The 20,655-nt window shown below is 40.5% G+C and carries 14 protein-coding genes; 8 read left to right on the top strand and 6 right to left on the bottom strand.

Annotated elements, in window-relative coordinates:
* Window positions 1-5 precede the first annotated feature (5 nt).
* The 6 genes from FEE95_RS04035 to FEE95_RS04010 form a co-directional block, all read right to left on the bottom strand.
* The gene (locus tag FEE95_RS04035; protein ID WP_138656539.1) at window positions 6-1,502 is read right to left on the bottom strand and encodes a flavin monoamine oxidase family protein; all 1,497 of its coding nucleotides are present in this window, start codon (window positions 1,500-1,502) and stop codon (window positions 6-8) included.
* On the bottom strand, window positions 1,499-2,398 hold the full coding sequence (locus FEE95_RS04030) for a DUF1838 family protein (protein ID WP_171036975.1): 900 nt from the start codon (window positions 2,396-2,398) through the stop codon (window positions 1,499-1,501). Before FEE95_RS04030 ends, FEE95_RS04035 begins: the two co-directional genes overlap by 4 nt.
* Window positions 2,399-2,441: 43 nt before the next feature.
* Entirely contained in the window at window positions 2,442-3,452 is a 1,011-nt protein-coding gene (locus FEE95_RS04025; RefSeq protein WP_138656537.1) for a chromophore lyase CpcT/CpeT, read from the bottom strand.
* A gap of 34 nt (window positions 3,453-3,486) precedes the next feature.
* Window positions 3,487-4,992: a flavin monoamine oxidase family protein gene (locus tag FEE95_RS04020; protein WP_171036974.1), complete on the bottom strand. Its 1,506-nt coding sequence runs from the start codon at window positions 4,990-4,992 to the stop codon at window positions 3,487-3,489.
* A 17-nt stretch (window positions 4,993-5,009) separates the two neighbouring features.
* On the bottom strand, window positions 5,010-5,489 hold the full coding sequence (locus FEE95_RS04015) for a c-type cytochrome (RefSeq protein ID WP_138656535.1): 480 nt from the start codon (window positions 5,487-5,489) through the stop codon (window positions 5,010-5,012).
* 110 nt (window positions 5,490-5,599) lie between these two features.
* Window positions 5,600-7,054, bottom strand: a complete 1,455-nt coding sequence (locus tag FEE95_RS04010; RefSeq protein WP_138656534.1) for an amidohydrolase family protein — start codon at window positions 7,052-7,054, stop codon at window positions 5,600-5,602.
* Window positions 7,055-7,196: 142 nt separating this feature from the next.
* Between FEE95_RS04010 and FEE95_RS04005 the strand changes: the two genes are divergently transcribed.
* The 8 genes from FEE95_RS04005 to FEE95_RS03970 all read left to right on the top strand — a co-directional run bounded on the left by FEE95_RS04005 (window position 7,197) and on the right by FEE95_RS03970 (window position 20,639).
* Entirely contained in the window at window positions 7,197-8,207 is a 1,011-nt protein-coding gene (locus tag FEE95_RS04005; RefSeq protein WP_138656533.1) for an NADP-dependent oxidoreductase, read from the top strand.
* 67 nt (window positions 8,208-8,274) lie between these two features.
* Window positions 8,275-8,754, top strand: a complete 480-nt coding sequence (locus FEE95_RS04000) for a biotin/lipoyl-containing protein (protein ID WP_138656532.1) — start codon at window positions 8,275-8,277, stop codon at window positions 8,752-8,754.
* Between the two features lie 42 nt (window positions 8,755-8,796).
* Entirely contained in the window at window positions 8,797-10,269 is a 1,473-nt protein-coding gene (gene accC, locus FEE95_RS03995; RefSeq protein WP_138656531.1) for an acetyl-CoA carboxylase biotin carboxylase subunit, read from the top strand.
* Between the two features lie 27 nt (window positions 10,270-10,296).
* Window positions 10,297-11,838 carry an acyl-CoA carboxylase subunit beta gene (locus FEE95_RS03990; protein WP_138656530.1) on the top strand — a complete coding sequence of 514 codons (1,542 nt, stop codon included), beginning with the start codon at window positions 10,297-10,299 and terminating at the stop codon, window positions 11,836-11,838.
* Between the two features lie 12 nt (window positions 11,839-11,850).
* The gene (locus FEE95_RS03985; RefSeq protein WP_138656529.1) at window positions 11,851-13,218 is read left to right on the top strand and encodes a methylmalonyl-CoA mutase subunit beta; all 1,368 of its coding nucleotides are present in this window, start codon (window positions 11,851-11,853) and stop codon (window positions 13,216-13,218) included.
* Complete coding sequence (scpA, locus tag FEE95_RS03980) at window positions 13,211-15,406, top strand: methylmalonyl-CoA mutase (RefSeq protein ID WP_138657556.1); 2,196 nt, start codon at window positions 13,211-13,213, stop codon at window positions 15,404-15,406. The genes FEE95_RS03985 and scpA overlap by 8 nt, the downstream gene beginning before the upstream one ends.
* Window positions 15,407-15,569: 163 nt before the next feature.
* Entirely contained in the window at window positions 15,570-19,481 is a 3,912-nt protein-coding gene (locus FEE95_RS03975) for a PVC-type heme-binding CxxCH protein (RefSeq protein WP_138656528.1), read from the top strand.
* 27 nt (window positions 19,482-19,508) lie between these two features.
* Window positions 19,509-20,639, top strand: coding sequence for a Gfo/Idh/MocA family protein (locus tag FEE95_RS03970; protein WP_138656527.1), 1,131 nt, complete (start codon window positions 19,509-19,511; stop codon window positions 20,637-20,639).
* The last annotated feature ends 16 nt before the right edge of the window (window positions 20,640-20,655 follow it).

Below are 20,655 nucleotides of genomic sequence, written 5' to 3'. Positions count from 1 at the left end.
TTTTATTACCCTAGTAAATCCATTAATTCAAAAGCGGCACGCTCCCCTGATTCCATGGCACCTTCCATACCTCTATTCATAACAGCGGTATGTTCTCCGGCAAAATGAATACGTCCGATGGGGTCGGCAAGATTGTTCGCGAAATCAGTGATTTCACCGGGTTTCCAATAGGCGTAAGCGCCACCGGCATAGGGGTTGTTTACCCAAGTCCAATAATAGGTAAAGTCTAATGCGCCTTTTAGACTGGGCCGTATGTCTTCCAGTGTTTTGGTAACTAAAGCGATAGCATCTTCCTGCTTCATTTTATCTATTTCCAAGGCAACATTGCTATTTAAAAATGCCACGCAACTAGTTACTCTATCAGGGTCTTGTAAATCATTCTTCAAAGCCATAAATCGACCAGCCAAATTATCACACCACATGCTTGGTGGTAAACCATCTTCTTCCCAATATTTTTTCTTAGGAACGTAATGGAGTTGCACTACCGGTGTATAATCTAAATTTTGAAATCCTTTTTGTTGTATGCCTTGGGCACTCGGAGATATTTGTATTCGACGTAGTGCGGATGCCGGTAAGGTGACCAAACAATAGGGAGCTCTTAATGTATTTCCATTGTCCAAGGTAATTGTGGTAGCATCAGCTTCTGAGGCAATGCTTTTAACGGGACTGCTTAGCATAATGTCTTGTTTGAAAGCGGCTGCCATAGCTTCAGGTAAACGTTGGTTTCCGCCAACAATGGCCCCTCCTTTTCCAGTAGATGCATTTTGTTGGCCAATCCAAGTGAGTATCTGAAAATACATCATAATTGATATGTTTTGTGCATCAACACCATAACTAGAGTTGGTGCCCATCACCAATTTGATGTCATCATCTGAAAAACCCTCATCTTTTAAAACAGAGTATGTGGACTTGTCCCAGTCCTTATATTTTGGGTCGCGCCATGCTGCTAAATCATTTTCTGGCAATGGATTTATTTTTCCGAAGTGACCCCAGGTAACGTAGGCAGGAAGTCCCTTTCTATATCCTTCGGGTAGGGTATTCAGGTCATGGGTTGGCCATTCCTCAGGAAGAATGAAATTGTTCTTAATGCGATAAACCAATTCTCCTTTTCGAGCTTCGGTTCTTGGTCGCATCGGCCCCATAGAGACCCCATACTTTTGTGCTGCATCGAGTACTCTAGCGTAACCACCACCAATACCGTTACCTCCTAATTCTGGGTGACCAGGTACATCACTTTCTTTCGCTGTGTGTACACGTCCACCAAGTCTATCGGTAGCCTCAACTATTTTCACTTTAAAACCCGCTTGTTCAAAAAGTAGCGCTGCATTTAAACCAGCTAGCCCTGCGCCGACAATAATAACATCGGCATCCATTGTTTTTTTTGCGCCACTAACACAGGAGTTTAGTCCGAAATAAAAGGGAGCAGCTGCAAGTGCTAGGCCACTTTTTTTGAGCATCTCACGTCTGTTGATGCTTTGTTGGATTTTCTTTTCGTTTTTCATTCCTCGTCCCAAGTTAAAGGTGTTGCAAATACATCTGGTTGTTTTTCTTCTGTAGCCGCTATAAAATCTGCAGGAAGGTCATCTTTACTCATGAACGTACCACCACTGGAAGTCCAAATCATATGACCAGGTGTTCCAGCCATTTTTAATAGGGACAACCAAGAAGTCTGACTTGTCCAATGATAATCCGCAGGAATATGAGTTAATGATTTATCGTATAAATACTTTTTTTCTACATCATAGGTATCCAAAGTCATTTCCGTCCGCCAAGTTTGTGATTTCTTTTCGAACCATTTGGTAAATGCATGACGTGTAATGTGCATTTTATCGCCCATATCGGTAAATACTAAATCTAAGGGTGCGCCAATCGCTGTACTTTCCATGGTGAAACTTGCATCTACTTCAGGACCTTCTGACGTCATTATTCCTCCTCTTATTCCAGCTCGGAATGCCGGTACTTCAACAACATCACCCGTATAAGGATTTTTCACTTCGCTAAGAAATTCATCAGTTTTTGGGTCTCTGTATAACAGCCAACCTTTTGATTTGGTTTCCACATTGCCATTGTCAAGTAATCGCATGATTTTCATTCCACAGCCCGAATACCGAAATACTTCTTTTCCGAAAACATTTAGGCTATCTGGTCTATCAGGTCGAACCCCGAAAACCCTTCCTTCCGAATACGAAAAAGTCATTTTCCCAGATAGGTCTCCCTGCATTTTTTCGAAAATCAAGAGCTTATCTTTGGGGTCGTTTAAATCATAAGCAATCTCTTGTTTTATAGTCTTTTCCGAGCTTGTTTTTTCTGCTGATTCTGATGGTGCCGAAGAGTTGCAGCTCGCTGCGAGCAGTGCAATGGACAAAAGTGAACTTAGGTTTTGAAAGTAGCTTTTCATTAGATATTCTTTTTGTTCCATATATTTTGAGCTTATTATTTAGCTATTCTTCACATTCACAAACCGCAGATGCCCAGTTCATTTGGAATCCTATTTTTTTTGCGTTAGGTTCAGCAAAAGCAAGTGCGGTAGAAGCTTGTGCTTCTTTTTCCTTGAATCGCAAAAAGAAGAAATCAGAATCCTCTAAATCATAAAATGGATATTCCTTATTTCGTAATTGCACGAAATAGGTTTTGCCGTCAACTGGGTTGAGAACATAAGCAGTTCCTCCTTGGTCATGTACCTTTAATCCCTTGTAACTTTTGTCTTTATCGCTAGGTAAATAATACGCTTTCTCATAGAAGGAAACATCGCAAGTATACACCTTAGCTTTTCGCATTTTATGAGGTTCGGAGTTCGGGTGCCCTTTAAAAAAGGAATCATCTTTCACCAAAAAAGTACGGTCTACACGCCAATACTCCTTCTCAGAAACCACCATATCATGAACGGAATATCGAAGCTCATCTCCTTTTCCGAATTGACATGCTTTCTCACGCATACTGCCATGAAATTGTTGTCCGTTTCTCTGGAATATTACATTGCAGCCATCAAGACCGAAGAGCGCATCCATGGTCACATTGGCTAACATCTCATTATGAGTATCAGAACCGATTAGATATTTTTCCGCATCTTTTAGAAAATATAATTTCATCTCAATGCCAGGTTTTTTCTCGCTGAGACTTTCAAAAGAGACGATTCGTTGTCTGCCAATTTTACTTGGGTCGTCATCCATATACTCCTCGATATAGAAAACATATTTGCCGATGCTATCAGCTTTTATTCTTTTGTGGGTTGCATGAATGCGTCCGTGCTTTTCGTCGGCTTTACCCCACCAGTCACTCCTACTTTCAACCCATAACTGTTCATCGTTGTCAAACTCACCTTCAAACCATTTAGCTAAAACGCCAAGGTCTCGGACGTTGGGGTCACCATCGTCTACGATAATAGCGGCATGAGTAGTTTGGAAACTAATCGATGCTAAAAGAAGTATTGCAAAAAAGCGGAAGGTTTTCATAAGTGTTCTTTTTTAATACAGCTTTCGGTTTATGCTATGCATTCAAGATGATATCCAATGCGGCACGTTCACCAGACTCGAAAGCACCTTCCATGCCTCGTTCCATAATGGCTGTGTGTTCACCGCAGAAGTGGATATTACCATGGTTTTTACGCATGTGATTGGCATATTTTTTCACTTGTCCAGGTTGCCAGTATACCCAATCACCAGCACCGTGAATGTCACGTTCGCAAGATTGAATCATAATACGCTTCAATTTTCCTTTGGTTGAAGGTCTGATTTCAGCTAGTTTGTTCTCCACATAAGTGAATACCTGGTCATCGTTCATTAAACGGAATTTCAATGATTCCGGCCCATTAATAAATGCCAAACCAGCATCTGGGTCACTTGGGTCTTTTTTCGTACGAACTGCAAAACGTTCAAGCGGACCATCTGTCCACATATTAGCATCCATACCATCTTGCTCCCAGAAAGGTTCTGTGATCAGGAAGTGAGCCTGAACAGATAATCCATAATCCATTTCGTTGATAGCATCTTTGGTGACACCCTGAACTACAGGTTCAAAGGTTACATTTTTGAGAACAGTTATAGGGATGCTACAAACCACTTGTTTTGCAGTATACTCACTACCATCAGCACAGCTTACTTGAACAACTCCATCTTCTTCCTTAAAACCAATAACAGTTTTTCCCAAGTGTACTTCATTTTTCATGCTTTCCGCCATGGCTTGAGGAAGTAACGAGTTTCCTCCCTTAATCATTTTCCAACCTGTTCCATCAGGAAAAGTCGTTTTTCCATCACTAAAATGCATCACATGGTAACGACGTAATTCATTCATGGCCGAAGTATTGTGCATACCACCGGCATGTATGATTACATTCATGAGTTTTATCGTCTCTTCATTTACACCTTTGGAACGTAAATATTGGTCGTGCGGAATATCATATTGATGATATTCTGGTTCTAACCAAGCATTTAAGGGTTTACCTTGAAGGGGATTGTCACGGTGTGAAATAGTAGATAAATAGCGATGCGGAAGTAAGGTTCTATCATCTCCTTCTAACGGATTAAATTTGTGAGACTCCCAGTTCTTGGCAGTAATATATTCTCCTTTAATATTATATAACCAAGGGCGATTTGCACCACCTCCTGCATCAGGAGTGTACATTTCAAGACCAAGTTTTTCTACTGTGTTTCGCATTCGCGCATAATTTGCGCCAATAAATTCGCCTGCAGCTTCTGGTTTACCTGGAACATCGTTTAAGGTATAAACTCGGCCGCCCAATCGATTTCTACCCTCTATGACTTGTACGTCAAAACCTTGCTCTTCAAGAAGCATAGCGGCGTGAAGACCAGAAAGTCCCGCACCTACCACAACGATATCATGACTTGCTTTAACAGGTTTGTTTTTCGAGTGAATTGCCGGAGCTTCAACATTGGCGGTTTTGGATTCTGCCTTGGGCGTACAACTTGCGGGAATAATGAGTCCCGCCGAAGCACCAGCTAGACCTTGAATAAATTTACGTCTGTTCGTTTTCATAGCTATATTTTTACGAATTAGTCTTGTGTTACCTCTTTTAGATACGCAATTAAAGCGTCTTGTTGTTCCTTCTTTTGCACACCTACAAAGGCCATTTTTGTGCCCGGCACATAACCCGCAGGGTTGGTTAACCATTCCCGAATGGTTTCCTCGCTCCAGACAATACCTTTGTTTTTTAAAGCTTCGGAGTATACAAAGTCCTCTTTCATTCCCGCTTTCTGACCTAAGAATCCATTTAAGTTTGGACCTACCTTATGGGGCTCGCCTTTGACTACGTTGTGGCATGCGGCACATAAAAGAAATACGCGCCTACCCAACTTGTTTTCCGATTGGGGAATTGTGGAGGCCACTGCGGTGGTCTCTTTTGAGGTGTTTTCGGTTTTCTTTGTGTTAAATTCAGGCTTGACTTCTTCCTGATTCTTTTTCTCTCCACCGCCGCAAGAAACGCTTAATAATGTCAAACAAAGCAGGGCCGCTAAAAAAGGAAGTGTTTTCATTAAAAATAGTTTAATTCATTAATAGTTAATAAAGTTAACTAATATTTTAATTACTTACCAAGAAAAGAGCAATAATTATAGAGATATTATGAAATTATACCCATTTTGACCTAATTTCTAAAAATTTTCAGGTCCGCTTTCATATCTTCCGAGACATATATTTGCCCCTCTTTAATAACGACTTCAATATCTCTTGTATTTTGAATATCCTCAAGAGGATTGGTATTAAGAATCACCAAATCTGCCCACATATTTTCCTTGATAGAACCCAACTCACCCTCCATATTAAAATATTTAGCAGGATTATAAGTAGCCGTTTTTAGTGCTTCCAAAGGAGGAATACCTGTATTGACCAAAGCTTCAAGTTCTTCGTGTAAACTCAATCCTGGTGTTAGGTAAGCGATAGGTGTATCCGTGCCGGCCATTAAGGGAATACCTTTTTCGTAGACTTTTTTCACCATTTTAAGATTAAAATCCACTTGAGCTGCGAAGGCTTCCGACATCGGAAAGTCTTTTAGTACATTCGAACGGTTTTTCCAATGTTTTGCAATAGAATCTGGTAGTTGCAAATAACTTTTTTGATACTCAGGATCGGCAAAGTATTTATTGGACAAAAACGTGTTTAATGCCAATGTTGGAATTTGCCAAACATTTTTTTCCTTTAAGACATTCAAGACTTCATCTGCTTTGGTTTCATCATAATTCTTGAGGGCATTTTCACGTTGCGCTGTGTGTATCGAGGTTCTTAATTTCCCGCCAGCCATGTCATTTCCGTCAGCGAGCATTTTTTGTCGCTCTGCTAAAAGTTCATCACTATTTGACGCGCAGGATAGCTCCAAATTTCGGAGGTGTTCCATACTGTTTAATCCGGCATTGGCTGCGGATATAACATCCATACTCAATGGCACATGTCCGGTGACTTTTATGCCGTTCGCCTTTGCCAACTCATTAACTTTTTTGAATTGTTCAGGGCTAAGCATCTCGTACGCTTTTAATAAATCAACATCTTTATTGATTAAAGTTTCGATTTGAGAAATAACATCCTCAACGGAGCTTAGACCAACGGAAAGTTCAGGGTGAGAGGCATCGCTTCCATCATACACATTGGGTTCGCCATCAAGTAAAGGTCCGGCCATCATGACTCGCGGTGCCGTGGTTGGTTTTGTCAATGCCTTATCTTTCCATAATTTGACAAAATCGACTTTTCCGCCGGTATCGCGAACACTCGTAATTCCAGCGCTGAGAAACATATCAAACATCAGTGGTGCGATTTCTTCGATATAAGCAAAGTGAACGTGGGCATCCCATAATCCGGGAATCAAATATTTGCCGGTGCCGTCAATGATGTTGTTATCTGCAGATAATAGCAGAGAATCGGTATTCCCTATTTTATGAATTTTTCCATTCGTAATAATGACCGTTTGGTTTTCTTTCAAACCATCCATGGGGTCTATGGTACTTATATTTTGAATGCAAATGGAATCTTCGAAAATCAGTTCTTTAGGTTGACAAGAAACAAGAAATAAAATGTAAAGACCAGTAAAAATCTTAAAAAAATTCTTCATTAGTTGGAATATTAAAGGTGCTTTAAACGAACAAATCCCTTAAAACTAACTAATTTAAGCGGAAGTAAAAGGTTTTCATTAAAAAATAGTTAATTAATTTAACGATTAACTATGTTAACTAATTTATTTGTATTTTGGAAACATGAAAAACAGACGCCTCACTTTGGCCACCCGACCAGGAAGCTTTATCAAAAAATCGGATTTCAAATTAGAAGTTGATGATTTGCCACCGCTCAAAGACGGAGAGTTTTTGATTAAAACACTTTTTCTATCCGTAGCTCCCGTAATGAAATTTTATATGTTAGACGGTGCGGGGATAGAAAATCCTATGCAAATTGGAGATACCATGCGAGGTCGCGGTGTTGGCGAAATTGTGGAAAGCAAGAACCCCGATTTTCAAGTAGGGGATATTGTGCAAGGGAAACACGGTTGGCAAGAATATGTGATTTGTGATGGTAGTACGTATCATATGATGTACAAGGTGAATCAACAGGGGCTGCCTTATTCAACGGCATTGGGCGTTTTAGGTATGACCGGTTTTACCTCATATTTCGGACTCTATACTATTGGTGAGTTGAAAGAAGGGGATAATGTATTAGTTTCGGCAGCCACGGGGGGAGTAGGTTCCAATGTGGGTCATTTGACAAATATTAAAGGAGCAAGAGCTGTTGGTCTTGCCAGTACAGATGAAAAGTGTCAATTGTTAATAGAGAAATTAGGCTATATTGGCGCCATTAATTACACTAAGGATAATGTTTCCGAGCGTATTGACCATTTCTTTCCTGAGGGAATAGATGTGTATTTTGACAATGTAGGGGCAGAAATATTGGATATCGCCTTGACCAAATTAAGACGCTATGCAAGAGTAGTATGCTGTGGAAGAATCTCACAGTATTCCGATAGAGAAAATACAGACTATTATTTAAAGAATTGGCATAAGATTGGCGGAACTCGCTCAAAGATGGAAGGTTTTTTTATTTATGATTTTGAAAAGGAATTTCCAACTGCGGAAAAGGAAATGGCACAATGGATAAAAGAGGGAAAACTGACCTATCAAGAAGATGTTTTAGAAGGCTTGGAAAATATGCCGATAGCGCTCAATAGGTTATTCGAACGAAAAAATGTTGGAAAGCAACTGGTAAAAATTAGTTAACATAGTTAACTAATTTTTCAATACCTTTAGCAAAAATTAGAAAAAATCACCTTATCATACATTACAGATGTCGGACTATTTAATTGCAGTAAACGAAGATGAAATACAGGTTGAAAAGACCGCCGTTGAAGCCTTGGATATGGTTTCAATTGATTCTTCCAACTTCCATTTACTTCGAGATAACAAAGCTTTCGAAGTTGAAGTACTAGCTACCGATTTTTTGAATAAGACGGTAAAACTATCCGTTAATGGAAATCCTTACGAAGTAAAAATTGAAGATGAATATGACCAACAGGTGAAAGAAATGGGCCTTTTTGCTGTTACGGCGCAAAAAGTAAATTCCATAAAAGCACCTATGCCAGGTCTTATTGTTGATGTGATGGTGACGGAGGGTCAAGAGATTTCGGAAGGAACGCCATTAATTGTTCTATCTGCCATGAAAATGGAGAATATCATTCTTTCTCAAGGAGATGGTATTGTGAAATCTATAGAAGTTAAAAAGGATGATGCTGTTGAAAAGGGACAGTTGATTATTGAAATGGAATAAAAAATGCCTGTATTTACAGGATGACAACAAAGTACGTATTGAATGAAAAAAATACTAATTGCGAATCGAGGTGAAATTGCCTTGAGAGTTATGAAAACCGCTCAAAAAATGGGAATCAAAACCGTAGCGGTTTATTCTGAGGTAGACCGACATTCACCCCATGTAAAATTTGCCGATGAGGCCGTTCCTTTAGGTCCCGCACCATCTTCGGAGTCGTATCTGGTGATGGAAAAAGTTATTGAAGCTGCTAAAACTACAGGTGCTGAAGGTATTCATCCTGGGTACGGATTCTTAAGTGAGAATTCGGTCTTTGCCCAAATGGTGGAAGATGCAGGAATTACCTTTATTGGTCCTAAACCCCATGCGATTGAAGTGATGGGGAATAAATTGGCTGCTAAAGAAGCGGTTCGTGATTATGAAATTCCTATGGTGCCTGGTATAGAAGAAGCCATTACAGATGTCAAACTCGCAGAAAAAATAGCAAAGGAAATTGGTTTTCCCATCCTTATAAAGGCTGCCGCTGGAGGTGGTGGAAAAGGAATGCGGGTGGTTGATAAATTAGAAGATGTATCCGAACAAATGGATCGTGCCATTGGTGAAGCGCAAGCAGCTTTTGGAGACGGTTCTGTTTTCATAGAGAAATATGTAGGCTCCCCAAGACATATCGAGATTCAGGTTCTAGCAGATACACATGGAAACATTGTTCACCTTTTTGAACGTGAATGTAGTGTGCAACGAAGACATCAAAAAGTAGTAGAAGAAGCTCCATCGGCAGTGCTTACGCCTGAGATTCGAAAAGCTATGGGAGAAGCCGCTATAAAAGTAGCGAAGGCGTGCGATTATGTTGGTGCGGGTACGGTTGAATTCCTCTTGGATGAAAATAAAAATTTCTACTTCCTTGAAATGAATACAAGGCTACAAGTTGAGCATCCTGTTTCAGAAATTATCGCAGGAGTAGATTTAGTAGAACAACAAATAAAGGTTGCACGTGGTGAAAAATTGGAATTCACTCAAGATGATTTGAAAATTCAAGGTCACGCCCTAGAGGTCCGCGTATATGCTGAAGACCCCTTGGCAAACTTTTCTCCAAGTATTGGAACTCTTTCTACCTATCAAACTCCGGTAGGAGAAGGAATTCGTGTTGATGACGGTTTTGAAGAAGGTATGGAAGTACCTATCTACTATGACCCAATGATTTCAAAACTGATTACGTACGGAAAGAACAGGGCAGAAGCCATTCAGTTGATGATTAAGGCCATCGAAGATTACAAAGTAGAAGGAGTAGAAACAACCTTGTCTTTCGGAAAGTTCGTTTGCGAACATGAAGCTTTTACTTCCGGAAATTTTGACACCCACTTTGTTAAGAAATATTACTCTCCCGAACAGTTGGAAGAACAATATGCCGAAGAACGAAAAATTGCGGGTCTGGTGGCATTGCAATTGTACCTTGAAAATCAGAAAACATTAAAAACTCCTGCTGCCGTTGCTACGGATTGGCAAAAAAATAGAATGTAATACTTCGAATTGATTTGGATATAGCGCATGAAGGATAAAAAACAAATACTTGAAGATAAACTTGCACAGGCCTATTTAGGGGGCGGTCAAGAGCGTATTGATAAACAACACGCCAAAGGAAAATTAACTGCTCGAGAGCGGGTTCATTTTCTTTTAGATGAGGGTTCTTTTGAAGAAATGGGTGCCTTGGTAACCCATCGTACGAAGGACTTTGGAATGGAAAAACAAGTCTTTTATGGGGATGGGGTAGTAACTGGATATGGAACCATAAATGGGAAACAAGTTTGTGTTTTTGCGCAGGATTTTACCGTATTTGGTGGTGCACTTTCCGAAACCCATGCCGAGAAAATATGCAAGATTATGGATTTGGCGATGAAAATAGGAGTTCCCGTAATCGGATTGAATGATAGTGGTGGTGCCCGAATTCAAGAAGGGGTTCGTTCATTAGGAGGTTATGCCGATATTTTTCATAGAAACGTGATGGCATCAGGAGTGATTCCTCAAATCTCAGCAATCATGGGACCTTGTGCTGGTGGTGCAGTGTATTCTCCGGCAATGACCGATTTTACTTTAATGGTTGAGAATTCGAGTTATATGTTTGTAACTGGTCCGAATGTGGTGAAAACCGTAACAAATGAAGAAGTGACCTCCGAAGAATTGGGTGGTGCTTCAACACATGCAACCAAGTCCGGAGTAACCCATTTAACGGCTGCGAATGATATTCAATGTATCAATCAAATCAAGCAGATGGTAAGTTACATGCCACAGAATTGTGAAGATACACCGGCGGATATTCCCTTTGAAATGGGCGATGAAATTCGAGAGGAACTAGAAAGCATCGTACCCGAAAACTCAAATCAACCTTACGATATGCGTCATGTAATTGATGGGATTATCGACACGGATACATTTTTTGAAATACATAAAGACTATGCCGACAATATTGTTGTAGGTTTTGCACGATTAGGAGGAAAAAGTATCGGAATCGTTGCCAACCAGCCGATGAGTCTGGCGGGAGTTTTAGATGTGGATAGTTCGAAAAAAGCAGCACGTTTTACACGTTTTTGTGATTGTTTCAATATCCCACTTTTGGTCTTGGTAGATGTGCCAGGTTTCTTGCCGGGTACCGACCAAGAATGGAACGGAATCATTACCAATGGGGCAAAATTATTATATGCCTTAAGTGAAGCTACTGTGCCAAAAGTAACGGTAATTACCAGAAAGGCATACGGAGGTGCTTATGACGTAATGAACTCCAAACACATAGGGGCGGATTTTAACTACGCATGGCCTGGCGCAGAAATTGCGGTGATGGGGGCGAAAGGCGCCAGTGAGATTATCTTTAGAAAAGAAATCAAAGCGGCGAAAGACCCTGAAGCCAAATTAGCAGAAAAAGAAGCTGAGTATGCTGACCTTTTTGCAAATCCATATAGTGCCGCGCAAAGAGGATTTATCGACGAGGTAATTCTTCCGAAGAATACTCGAAGAAAATTAATAAAAGCCTATAGTGCTCTTCAAAACAAAGTGTCTACCTTGCCAAAGAAAAAACACGGAAATATTCCGTTGTAATTTTTTTATTAGATGAGTAAAAACCCACTATTTCAAGAATTCTCGTCCGTTTCTGCTAAGGAGTGGAAACAGAAAATACAATTTGATTTAAAGGGAGCAGATTATAACGAAACCTTAGTTTGGGAATCTCCTGAAGGCATTAAAGTAAAGCCATTCTATCATGCAGATGATGCAGTAAGTACCCCTGGGAATTTAACCAGCGGTTCCGGTTGGAATGTTGGTCAATCTATTTATGCTGGAAATGCAAAAGCCGCAAATAAAAATGCAAAAGAAGTTCTAAGGAAAGGTGCTGAAGCTATCTATTTTATTATTACTTCCGAGGATGTTAAGATTTCAGAACTGCTTGACGGAGTCACCTTAGCGGATACAAAAGTTTATCTGGAGTTACAGTTTTTATCAAGTAGATATTTTAAAACAGTTCTTGATTTTGCAGGAGATGCTCAAGAAAACCTGTATTTGAATATAGATCCCATCGGCAATTTAGCCCGAACGGGAAATTGGTTTTTCAATTTTGAAAAAGACTACAAAGAACTCGATACGATTTTGAGTCTCGAATACCAAAATAGCTTAAGTGTCGACATTTCATTATATCAGAATGCGGGAGCAAATCGAGTACAACAATTAGCCTATGCGATAGCACATGCTAACGAGTATTTGAATCATATGTCGGACAAGGGACTGGCTAGTACAATTTCTTTTAAAATCTCAATAGATACTAACTACTTTTTTGAAATCGCTAAACTTCGTGCAATTCGCTTGTTATTTATAACATTAGCTAAAGAATATGGGGTTTCAGAAAACTGTCATATCGTAGCCGTTCCCACGAGAAGAAACAAAACCTTGTACGATTATAACACCAACATGCTCCGAACAACCACGGAATGTATGTCAGCGGTTTTAGGTGGGGCAAATGCAGTGCTTAATTTGCCTTATGATGCTATTTATCATAAAGACAATGATTTTGGAGACCGTATCTCCCTGAATCAGTTGCTCTTGTTGAAAAATGAAAGCTACTTTGATAAAGTTGATAATGCGGCCGACGGTTCATACTACATTGAAAGTATTACAAATCAATTGGCTGAGAAGGCATTGCTCTTATTTAAATCTATCGAAAGTGGAGGTGGGTTTTTAAAGCAATTGAAAGCACATACCATTCAACGAAAAATACAAGAAAGTGCCGAAAAAGAACAAGCACGTTTCGATGCTGGAGATGAAGTTTTGGTCGGCACAAATCGCTATCAAAACGAGAATGATAAAATGAAAGATACGATTGAATTGTATCCCTTTTTAAAAACAAATGCACGAAAGACTTTGATTCAACCGATTCTAGAGAAACGTTTAGCCGAGGAAGTAGAACAAAAAAGATTGAATGATGAGTAGGAAGGATGTACAACAATTAAAACTGAAGTACAAAGTACAAAGTACGAAGGACGAGGTAAATGATGAAAATACTCAAACTTCTAACCTTATATCTCGTACCTCTAATTTTGAAACCGCAGAAAAAATTGTTATCAAACCATCCTTCGGCAAAGAAGACATAGCTTCCGCAGAACATCTTGATTTCGTTGCTGGAATCCCTCCCTACCTGCGCGGACCGTATTCTACAATGTACGTTCGCAGACCTTGGACGATTCGGCAATATGCGGGATTTTCGACCGCCGAAGAAAGTAATGCATTTTACAGAAGAAACTTAAAAGGAGGTCAAAAAGGACTTTCCGTTGCCTTCGATTTACCAACACATAGAGGTTATGATAGTGACCACGAACGTGTTGTTGGCGATGTTGGTAAAGCAGGGGTTGCTATTGATTCCGTCGAGGACATGAAGATTTTATTCGATGGAATTCCGTTAGATAAGATGTCCGTTTCTATGACAATGAACGGAGCTGTGCTTCCTATTATGGCATTTTATATCGTTGCTGCTGAAGAGCAAGGTGTTGATCAAGCGTTACTAGCAGGAACGATTCAAAATGACATTCTAAAGGAGTTTATGGTAAGGAATACCTATATCTATCCACCAAAACCCTCTATGCAATTGGTAGCGGATATTTTTGAATATACGAGTCAGTTCATGCCGAAATTCAACAGTATTAGTATCTCTGGATACCATATGCACGAAGCTGGTGCATCCGCAGATATTGAACTGGCATATACTTTGGCCGATGGATTGGAATACATCAAAACCGGACTTAAAGCCGGATTGGAGATCGATAATTTCGCTCCCCGTTTATCCTTTTTCTGGGGAATAGGCATGAACCATTTTATGGAGATTGCTAAAATGCGAGCGGCCCGAATGTTGTGGGCAAAATTGGTAAAGCAGTTCAATCCGAAGAATCAAAAATCATTGGCATTACGAACGCACTGTCAAACTAGTGGATGGAGTTTAACCGAGCAAGACCCTTTCAATAATGTGGCCCGGACGACCATTGAAGCTATGGCCGCTACTTTAGGAGGCACACAGAGTTTGCATACGAATGCTTTGGATGAGGCTATCGCCTTACCTACTGATTTTTCCGCAAGAATAGCCCGTGAGACACAGATATTCCTGCAAGAGGAAACCAAAATCACAAAGACGGTCGACCCTTGGGCCGGTAGTTATTATGTAGAATATCTAACCGACCAATTGGCTCAAAAAGCTTTGGCTTTGCTAGAAGAAGTAGAAGAATTGGGTGGAATGACCAAAGCGATTGAAGCTGGAATTCCGAAAATGCGCATCGAGCAAGCGGCGGCGAGAAAACAAGCACGTATTGATAGTGGGCAAGATGTAATTGTTGGCGTGAATAAGTTTCAACTCGAAGAAGAGGACGATTTGCAAATTCTTGAAGTTGACAATCAGGAAGTGCGCAGACAACAACTGGAGCGCTTAGCATCTATTAAAAAATCACGTGATGAAGCTGCAGTTAAAAAGGCCTTGGGTGAACTGACCGAAGCAGCAAAATTGAAAATGGAATCAGATGACCAAAACTTGCCTACGGATAAAAATTTATTAGCTTTAGCTGTAAATGCCGCACGATTAAGAGCGACTCTAGGTGAGATTAGCTCAGCTTTGGAAGAAGTTTTCGGCAGACATAAAGCAGTTATAAATTCATTTTCAGGCGTGTACTCCAAAGAAATCAAAGACGATAAAAGTTTTGAAAAGGCAAAAGCCATGACTGACCAATTTGCGGAGCAAGATGGTCGTCGCCCGCGTATCATGATTGCCAAAATGGGGCAAGATGGTCATGATAGAGGAGCAAAAGTGGTCGCTACCGGATATGCCGATTTAGGTTTTGATGTAGATATTGGCCCTTTGTTTCAGACTCCTGAAGAAGCCGCAAAGCAAGCTATCGAAAATGATGTCCATATACTAGGCGTTTCTTCTTTAGCCGCAGGTCATAAGACTTTAGTACCTGCAGTTATTGAAGAATTAAAGAACTATGGTCGCGAAGATATTATGGTGATTGTAGGCGGAGTTATTCCAAAGCAGGATTATCAATTCTTATATGACGCAGGTGCGGTGGCCGTCTTTGGTCCGGGGACCAAAATTAGCGATGCAGCTATTCAGTTGTTGGAGATTTTAATAGAAGAATAGATTCGAGCCCAAGATGCGAAGCTTTAATAATCAAAAAACCCTTCAAGAAATTGAATGATTTTTTGATATGAAAACCTATACAAGTTCTATGAATGCTTCTATTTCGTTGACTTCCTTTGCCTTAAGACTTTTTATTTCCAATATTTTTTAGGAATATTATAGTATGAAGAGAATAGTGATTGTATTCATAGGACTTACATGTCTGCTAGCCTGCAAATCCAAAACGGAAAAAACCACCGCCTCGGTTTCTGAGAAAGTACCACATTTCAAGATTGAAAAAGGTGGGGACTTCATCAAGGTTTTTAGACAAGATGAATCATTGCCTTTGGTAACCCAAAATGTGAAATCTGATTTTCGACCTTTTATTCATCCAATTATTGCCCCGGAGAGCGAAGTAGAATTGACTCAATATAGTCCTGGGCATCATCCACATCAAACCGGTTTGTATTGGGGTTTTACTAGGGTAAATGGCACTGGAGCCGATTCAACGGAGCTCAAGAAGTGGTTTTACGATAAAAACAAACCTGAAGATATCCAGCAGAAAATTGGTCGTGATTTTTTTCATAACCCAGGGTCAGAGTATTGGCAAAGAGTTTCAACCCAAGTTCTAATTGTGGAAGGTCCCGAAGTGAAATGGCAGTCTGTCTATAACATGCTCGATTCTGACAAAACACCCATTCTAAAAGAAACACAAATTTGGACTTTTAAAGAAAAAGAAGGAAAATATCTATTGAGTTTAGAATGGCAGGGCGAGGCTCTAACGGATATTTCAATCAATGAATTTGATTACGGCGGACTATTTCTGCGCATGCCCTGGAAAGAAGGTATTGAAGGAGAAGTGGAGAACGCTGCACGCCAGCGAAATGAAAAGGCCGAAGGTAAAAGGGCAATGTGGGTAGATGCGGGGATGGAAATTGAAGGCTTGGATGAATGGGGCCACATCGCTATTTTTGACCACCCTGATAATGATAATTTTCCTCAGACCTGGCGTGTCGACGGTCAATTAGGTATAGGTCCGGTTGGAGCAAGAATGGGAGATTGGCATATCAAAAAAGGGGAAATCAAAACAATCCAACACCAAATAGTAGCCTATTCTGGCAAATTGAATCCAGTTGAGATGAATGATTTATGGGGCGATTATGCAGGTGATGATGGACTCTATAAAATCGCTTCGCTTTGGAATATTGCACGTCAAGAAGGAAGAGATGCAAAGCTTTTGAGTCCGCAGGAGGCAGTAGATGCCATGACCATTAAAGAAGGTTATCAGGTCAATGCCTATGCTTCAGAACCCATGATTACACAACCCATGGCGTTCTGTTGGGATGACAGAGGCAGAATGTGGATTGCTGAAAACCGTGATTATGAAAATCGCCAAGAAGGTTTTTCCAATTCAGGGGACAGTCGCATTTTGATTCTTGAAGATACGGATAGAGACGGGGTAGTGGATAGCAGAAAGGTTTTTTTAGAAGGTATTCCGTTTCCATCGGCAATAGCGATCGGTCATGATGGTCTGTTTCTAGGTGCCCCACCAAATATGCTTTTTGTACCGGATAAGGACGGAGATGATAAGGCGGATGTGGATGACATTGAAGTTTTATTGACAGGTTGGGGAATTCGTGATCGTCACGAAACCATTAATAGTCTCCATTGGGGACCTGATGGATGGCTATATGGATTGGAAGGCTTTGCGACACCTTCCGTTATCAGAAAACCAAAAGGAAAAGGTAAAATTTACAAACATCGGGAAGCTTTTCCGGAAGATTTGTTAGACGCTGATGGAGTGGATATCAATGGAGGTGTATGGCGTTACCATCCCATTAAGAAAAAATTCGAGGTCGTGGCTCATGGCTTTAGTAATCCTTGGGGAATAGATTATGATGCCAAAGGACAGCTACTTATTTCTGCCTGTGTGATTCCGCATTTGTTCCATATTATCCAAGGGGGAATCTATCACAGACAAGGAGGTCAGCATTTTAATCCGTATGCCTATGAAGATATTCAAACTATTGTCGACCATCGGCATCGATCCGCACATGGAGGAGCACGAATTTATCAATCTGATGCCTTTCCCAAAGAAGATCATGGTAAGGTTTTTATGGCGAACATTCATGAGCATGCCGTGTTGTCGGATGTGCTGCACAAGAACGGTTCAGGTTTTAGTGCGAGTCATGGCGACGAATTTATGATGGCCAACAATGCACAATGGATTGGGTTCAGTATGGAGGTAGGCCCCGAAGGTGGACTCTACGTCCTGGACTGGCATGATGCCGATATCTGTGGAAATGATGTGATCAATAAAGATACGGGTAGGGTATTCCGCATTATGCCCGAAAAGTCCTTGGCAGAAAATTGGACTGGAAGATATGATGACCTAACCAAAAAGAGTGATACTGAACTTGTTGAATTGCAATTGAGCAAAAGCAATTGGCATGCGCAAAGAGCACGGGTTATTTTACAAAACAGAGCGAACAAAGGAGATTTGGATGCCGCTGCTATTTCAAAAGCAGAAGCACTGTTAAAGGAAAATTCGAACGAAGACACAAGGTTACGCGCTTTGTGGACATTGCATGTTACCAACAACATTTCTTCTGATGACCTGATCGTGCTCATGAAGGATAAGCAAGAATATGTTCGAGGCTGGGCAATACAATTTTTGGTAGAAGATGGTCAACCATCCCAAAAGGGAATTGAAGCGATGACCGCTTTGGCGAAAAATGAATCGTCGGCTGTGGTTAGACTTTACTTGGCCTCGGCCTTACAACGTATTGGTGAAGAAAATCGCTGGTCTATTGCCACATCGCTGGCAAAACATAAAGAAGATATTGATGATCCAAACATTCCGTTGATGCTTTGGTTCGGTATTGAACCTTTGATTGCTAAAGATCCTGTAAAGGCACTAGAATTGGCAGGTCAAAGTCAAATCCCCTCAATTATAGAAAAAATAGGTCGAAGACTTGTCGATGGAGAAAAGTTGGAACAACTAGTTGCCGGAGTAGCAGAAAAATCCAAAGAACAAATACATCTTTTGAATGGCATGTTGTCAGGCTTAGAGAGTAGAGCTGATTTGAAAGAACCATCGAATTGGTCGGCGACCTATAAGAAATTACAATCCGACTCAAATTTGGCAGTAATCTCTGATGAAATTGCCCAACGTTTTGGTAGTGTTGAGGCAGCCATAAAAATGATGGCGATTGTAAACAACCCGAATGCAGAAGTTGAACAGCAGCAAAATGCCATCAAAAACTTAGCCGTGCAGCAGCGAAAAGAATTGGAAACTATTTTACCCAAATTGCTCCAAAATCCAAAATTAAGATTAGATGCTATTAGAGCGATTGCTGCCTATAACAATGAAGATTTGGGTAAACTTATATTGAAAGAATATCCCAACTACTCAGTTTTAGAAAAGCAAGAAGTGATTCAAACCTTGGCTTCAAGACCTGTTTATGGTTGGCCTTTGGCGCTTGCCATAAAGGATGGGTCTATGCCTAAAAAAGATATTCCAGCCTATGTAGCCCTGCAATTAAAAAGGGTGGTCGGGAATGGATTTGTCGAAATCTGGGGGCCAATAGATGAGATTTCAGGCGATAAACAGGGGCATTTCAGTAAGTACCAAAGATTACTTAGTGATGCTGCGATTTCAAAAGCAAATCTTACTGAAGGTGAAGCCATTTATCAGCGCACTTGCTCAGCCTGTCATATGATGCACGGCGAAGGGGGTGTTATTGGACCAGATTTGACTGGCTCCAACAGAACCAATACAGCTTATCTTTTAAGTAATATTTTAAATCCTAACGGTGACATTCAAAACGATTATAAGACCGTTGTTATCACCACAAATGATGGACGAACGTATAGTGGAAATATCATTTCTGAAAACGATAGGAATGTAACCTTGAGAGTTGTTGGTCAGGATCCTATTTCCATAAGCACCTCAAAAATCCAAAATCGAGAAGTAACAACAAAGTCAATGATGCCAGATGGACTTTTGAACAATCTTACTGATGAAGAGGTTATAAATTTGGTTGCGTATTTAAAAGAATTGAATCCTCCAGAAAAATTGAATGTGTCGCTCTAATTCATTCCCGAACCAAATTCTAGACTAATGAATAAGAAAATAAGAATTGCCATCGTGGGCCTCGGATTCGGGGCAGAGTTTATACCGATTTACCTGAAGCATCCTAATGCTGAAATGTATGCGATATGTCAGCGGAACAAATCTAAAATGGATGAAATAGGAGATACTTACGGAATAGAAAAAAGGTATACCGTCTATAGTGAATTGCTAAAAGACCCTAACATTGATGCAGTTCATATCAATACTCCAATTCCCAATCATGCAGAACAATCAATTGCTGCATTGAAAGCAGGAAAACATGTTGCCTGTACAGTGCCCATGGCAACCACAGTTGAGGAATGCCGCCAAATTGTAGAATTAGTAAAGGAAACTGGATTGACCTATATGATGATGGAAACCGTAGTCTATGCTCGGGAGTTTTTATATATGAAAGAGCTTTATGAAAATGGCGAACTGGGAAAAATTCAATTTCTAAAAGCGAGCCACCAACAAGATATGGATGGTTGGCCAAATTATTGGCCAGGACTTCCGCCAATGCATTATGCAACACATTGTGTAGGGCCTATTTTAGCCCTTACTAGGGATGAAGCGGAATATGTTTCCTGCTTTGGTTCAGGAAGGATTAGAGAAGAACTGATAAAAGAATATGACTCACCTTTCGCGGTGGAAACGGCACATATTAAATTCCGTAATTCTGATTTAAGCGCACAAGTCCATCGTTCGCTATTTGATGTTGCCCGTCAGTACCGAGAAAGTTTTGAAGTATATGGATCTAAGAAATCGGTAGAATGGCCCTTGATAGAAGGTAAACCTTTAGTCGTACATACGGCCAAAAAACCAGAACCGGAAATTCCCGAAGAAGTGGAAAGTCCGGATTTTGCGAAGTTGTTGCCCGAGGAAATACAGCCCTTCACGACTCATGGGGTCTATGATACCGATGACAATACACACCTTTCATTTACACAGGGCGCAGGTCATGGTGGTTCACATCCACACTTGGTGCATGAGTTTTTGATGGCGCTAGTAGGTAACCATCAACCGTACCCAAATGCGGTACAATCTGCGAATATCACTTGTGTTGGTATTTTGGCCCACGATTCGGCTATGAAAGGAGGAGAAATCATCAGATTGCCAGAGTTTACTATAAAGGAGAATTAGAATAGTAATATAAAAG

The organism is Maribacter algarum (ex Zhang et al. 2020) (genome assembly GCF_005885635.1).
Lineage (GTDB): Bacteria > Bacteroidota > Bacteroidia > Flavobacteriales > Flavobacteriaceae > Maribacter_C > Maribacter_C algarum.
This window is presented reverse-complemented; position numbering and strand designations above follow the sequence as displayed.

Excerpts from the sequence above, each read along its gene's own strand:
- FEE95_RS04035 (WP_138656539.1), bottom strand. The coding sequence starts at position 1,502 with ATGAAAAACGAAAAGAAAATCCAACAAAGCATCAACAGACGTGAGATG.
- FEE95_RS04030 (WP_171036975.1), bottom strand. The coding sequence starts at position 2,398 with ATGAAAAGCTACTTTCAAAACCTAAGTTCACTTTTGTCCATTGCACTG.
- FEE95_RS04025 (WP_138656537.1), bottom strand. The coding sequence starts at position 3,452 with ATGAAAACCTTCCGCTTTTTTGCAATACTTCTTTTAGCATCGATTAGT.
- FEE95_RS04020 (WP_171036974.1), bottom strand. The coding sequence starts at position 4,992 with ATGAAAACGAACAGACGTAAATTTATTCAAGGTCTAGCTGGTGCTTCG.
- FEE95_RS04015 (WP_138656535.1), bottom strand. The coding sequence starts at position 5,489 with ATGAAAACACTTCCTTTTTTAGCGGCCCTGCTTTGTTTGACATTATTA.
- FEE95_RS04010 (WP_138656534.1), bottom strand. The coding sequence starts at position 7,054 with ATGAAGAATTTTTTTAAGATTTTTACTGGTCTTTACATTTTATTTCTT.
- FEE95_RS04005 (WP_138656533.1), top strand. The coding sequence starts at position 7,197 with ATGAAAAACAGACGCCTCACTTTGGCCACCCGACCAGGAAGCTTTATC.
- FEE95_RS04000 (WP_138656532.1), top strand. The coding sequence starts at position 8,275 with ATGTCGGACTATTTAATTGCAGTAAACGAAGATGAAATACAGGTTGAA.
- accC (WP_138656531.1), top strand. The coding sequence starts at position 8,797 with ATGAAAAAAATACTAATTGCGAATCGAGGTGAAATTGCCTTGAGAGTT.
- FEE95_RS03990 (WP_138656530.1), top strand. The coding sequence starts at position 10,297 with ATGAAGGATAAAAAACAAATACTTGAAGATAAACTTGCACAGGCCTAT.
- FEE95_RS03985 (WP_138656529.1), top strand. The coding sequence starts at position 11,851 with ATGAGTAAAAACCCACTATTTCAAGAATTCTCGTCCGTTTCTGCTAAG.
- scpA (WP_138657556.1), top strand. The coding sequence starts at position 13,211 with ATGAGTAGGAAGGATGTACAACAATTAAAACTGAAGTACAAAGTACAA.
- FEE95_RS03975 (WP_138656528.1), top strand. The coding sequence starts at position 15,570 with ATGAAGAGAATAGTGATTGTATTCATAGGACTTACATGTCTGCTAGCC.
- FEE95_RS03970 (WP_138656527.1), top strand. The coding sequence starts at position 19,509 with ATGAATAAGAAAATAAGAATTGCCATCGTGGGCCTCGGATTCGGGGCA.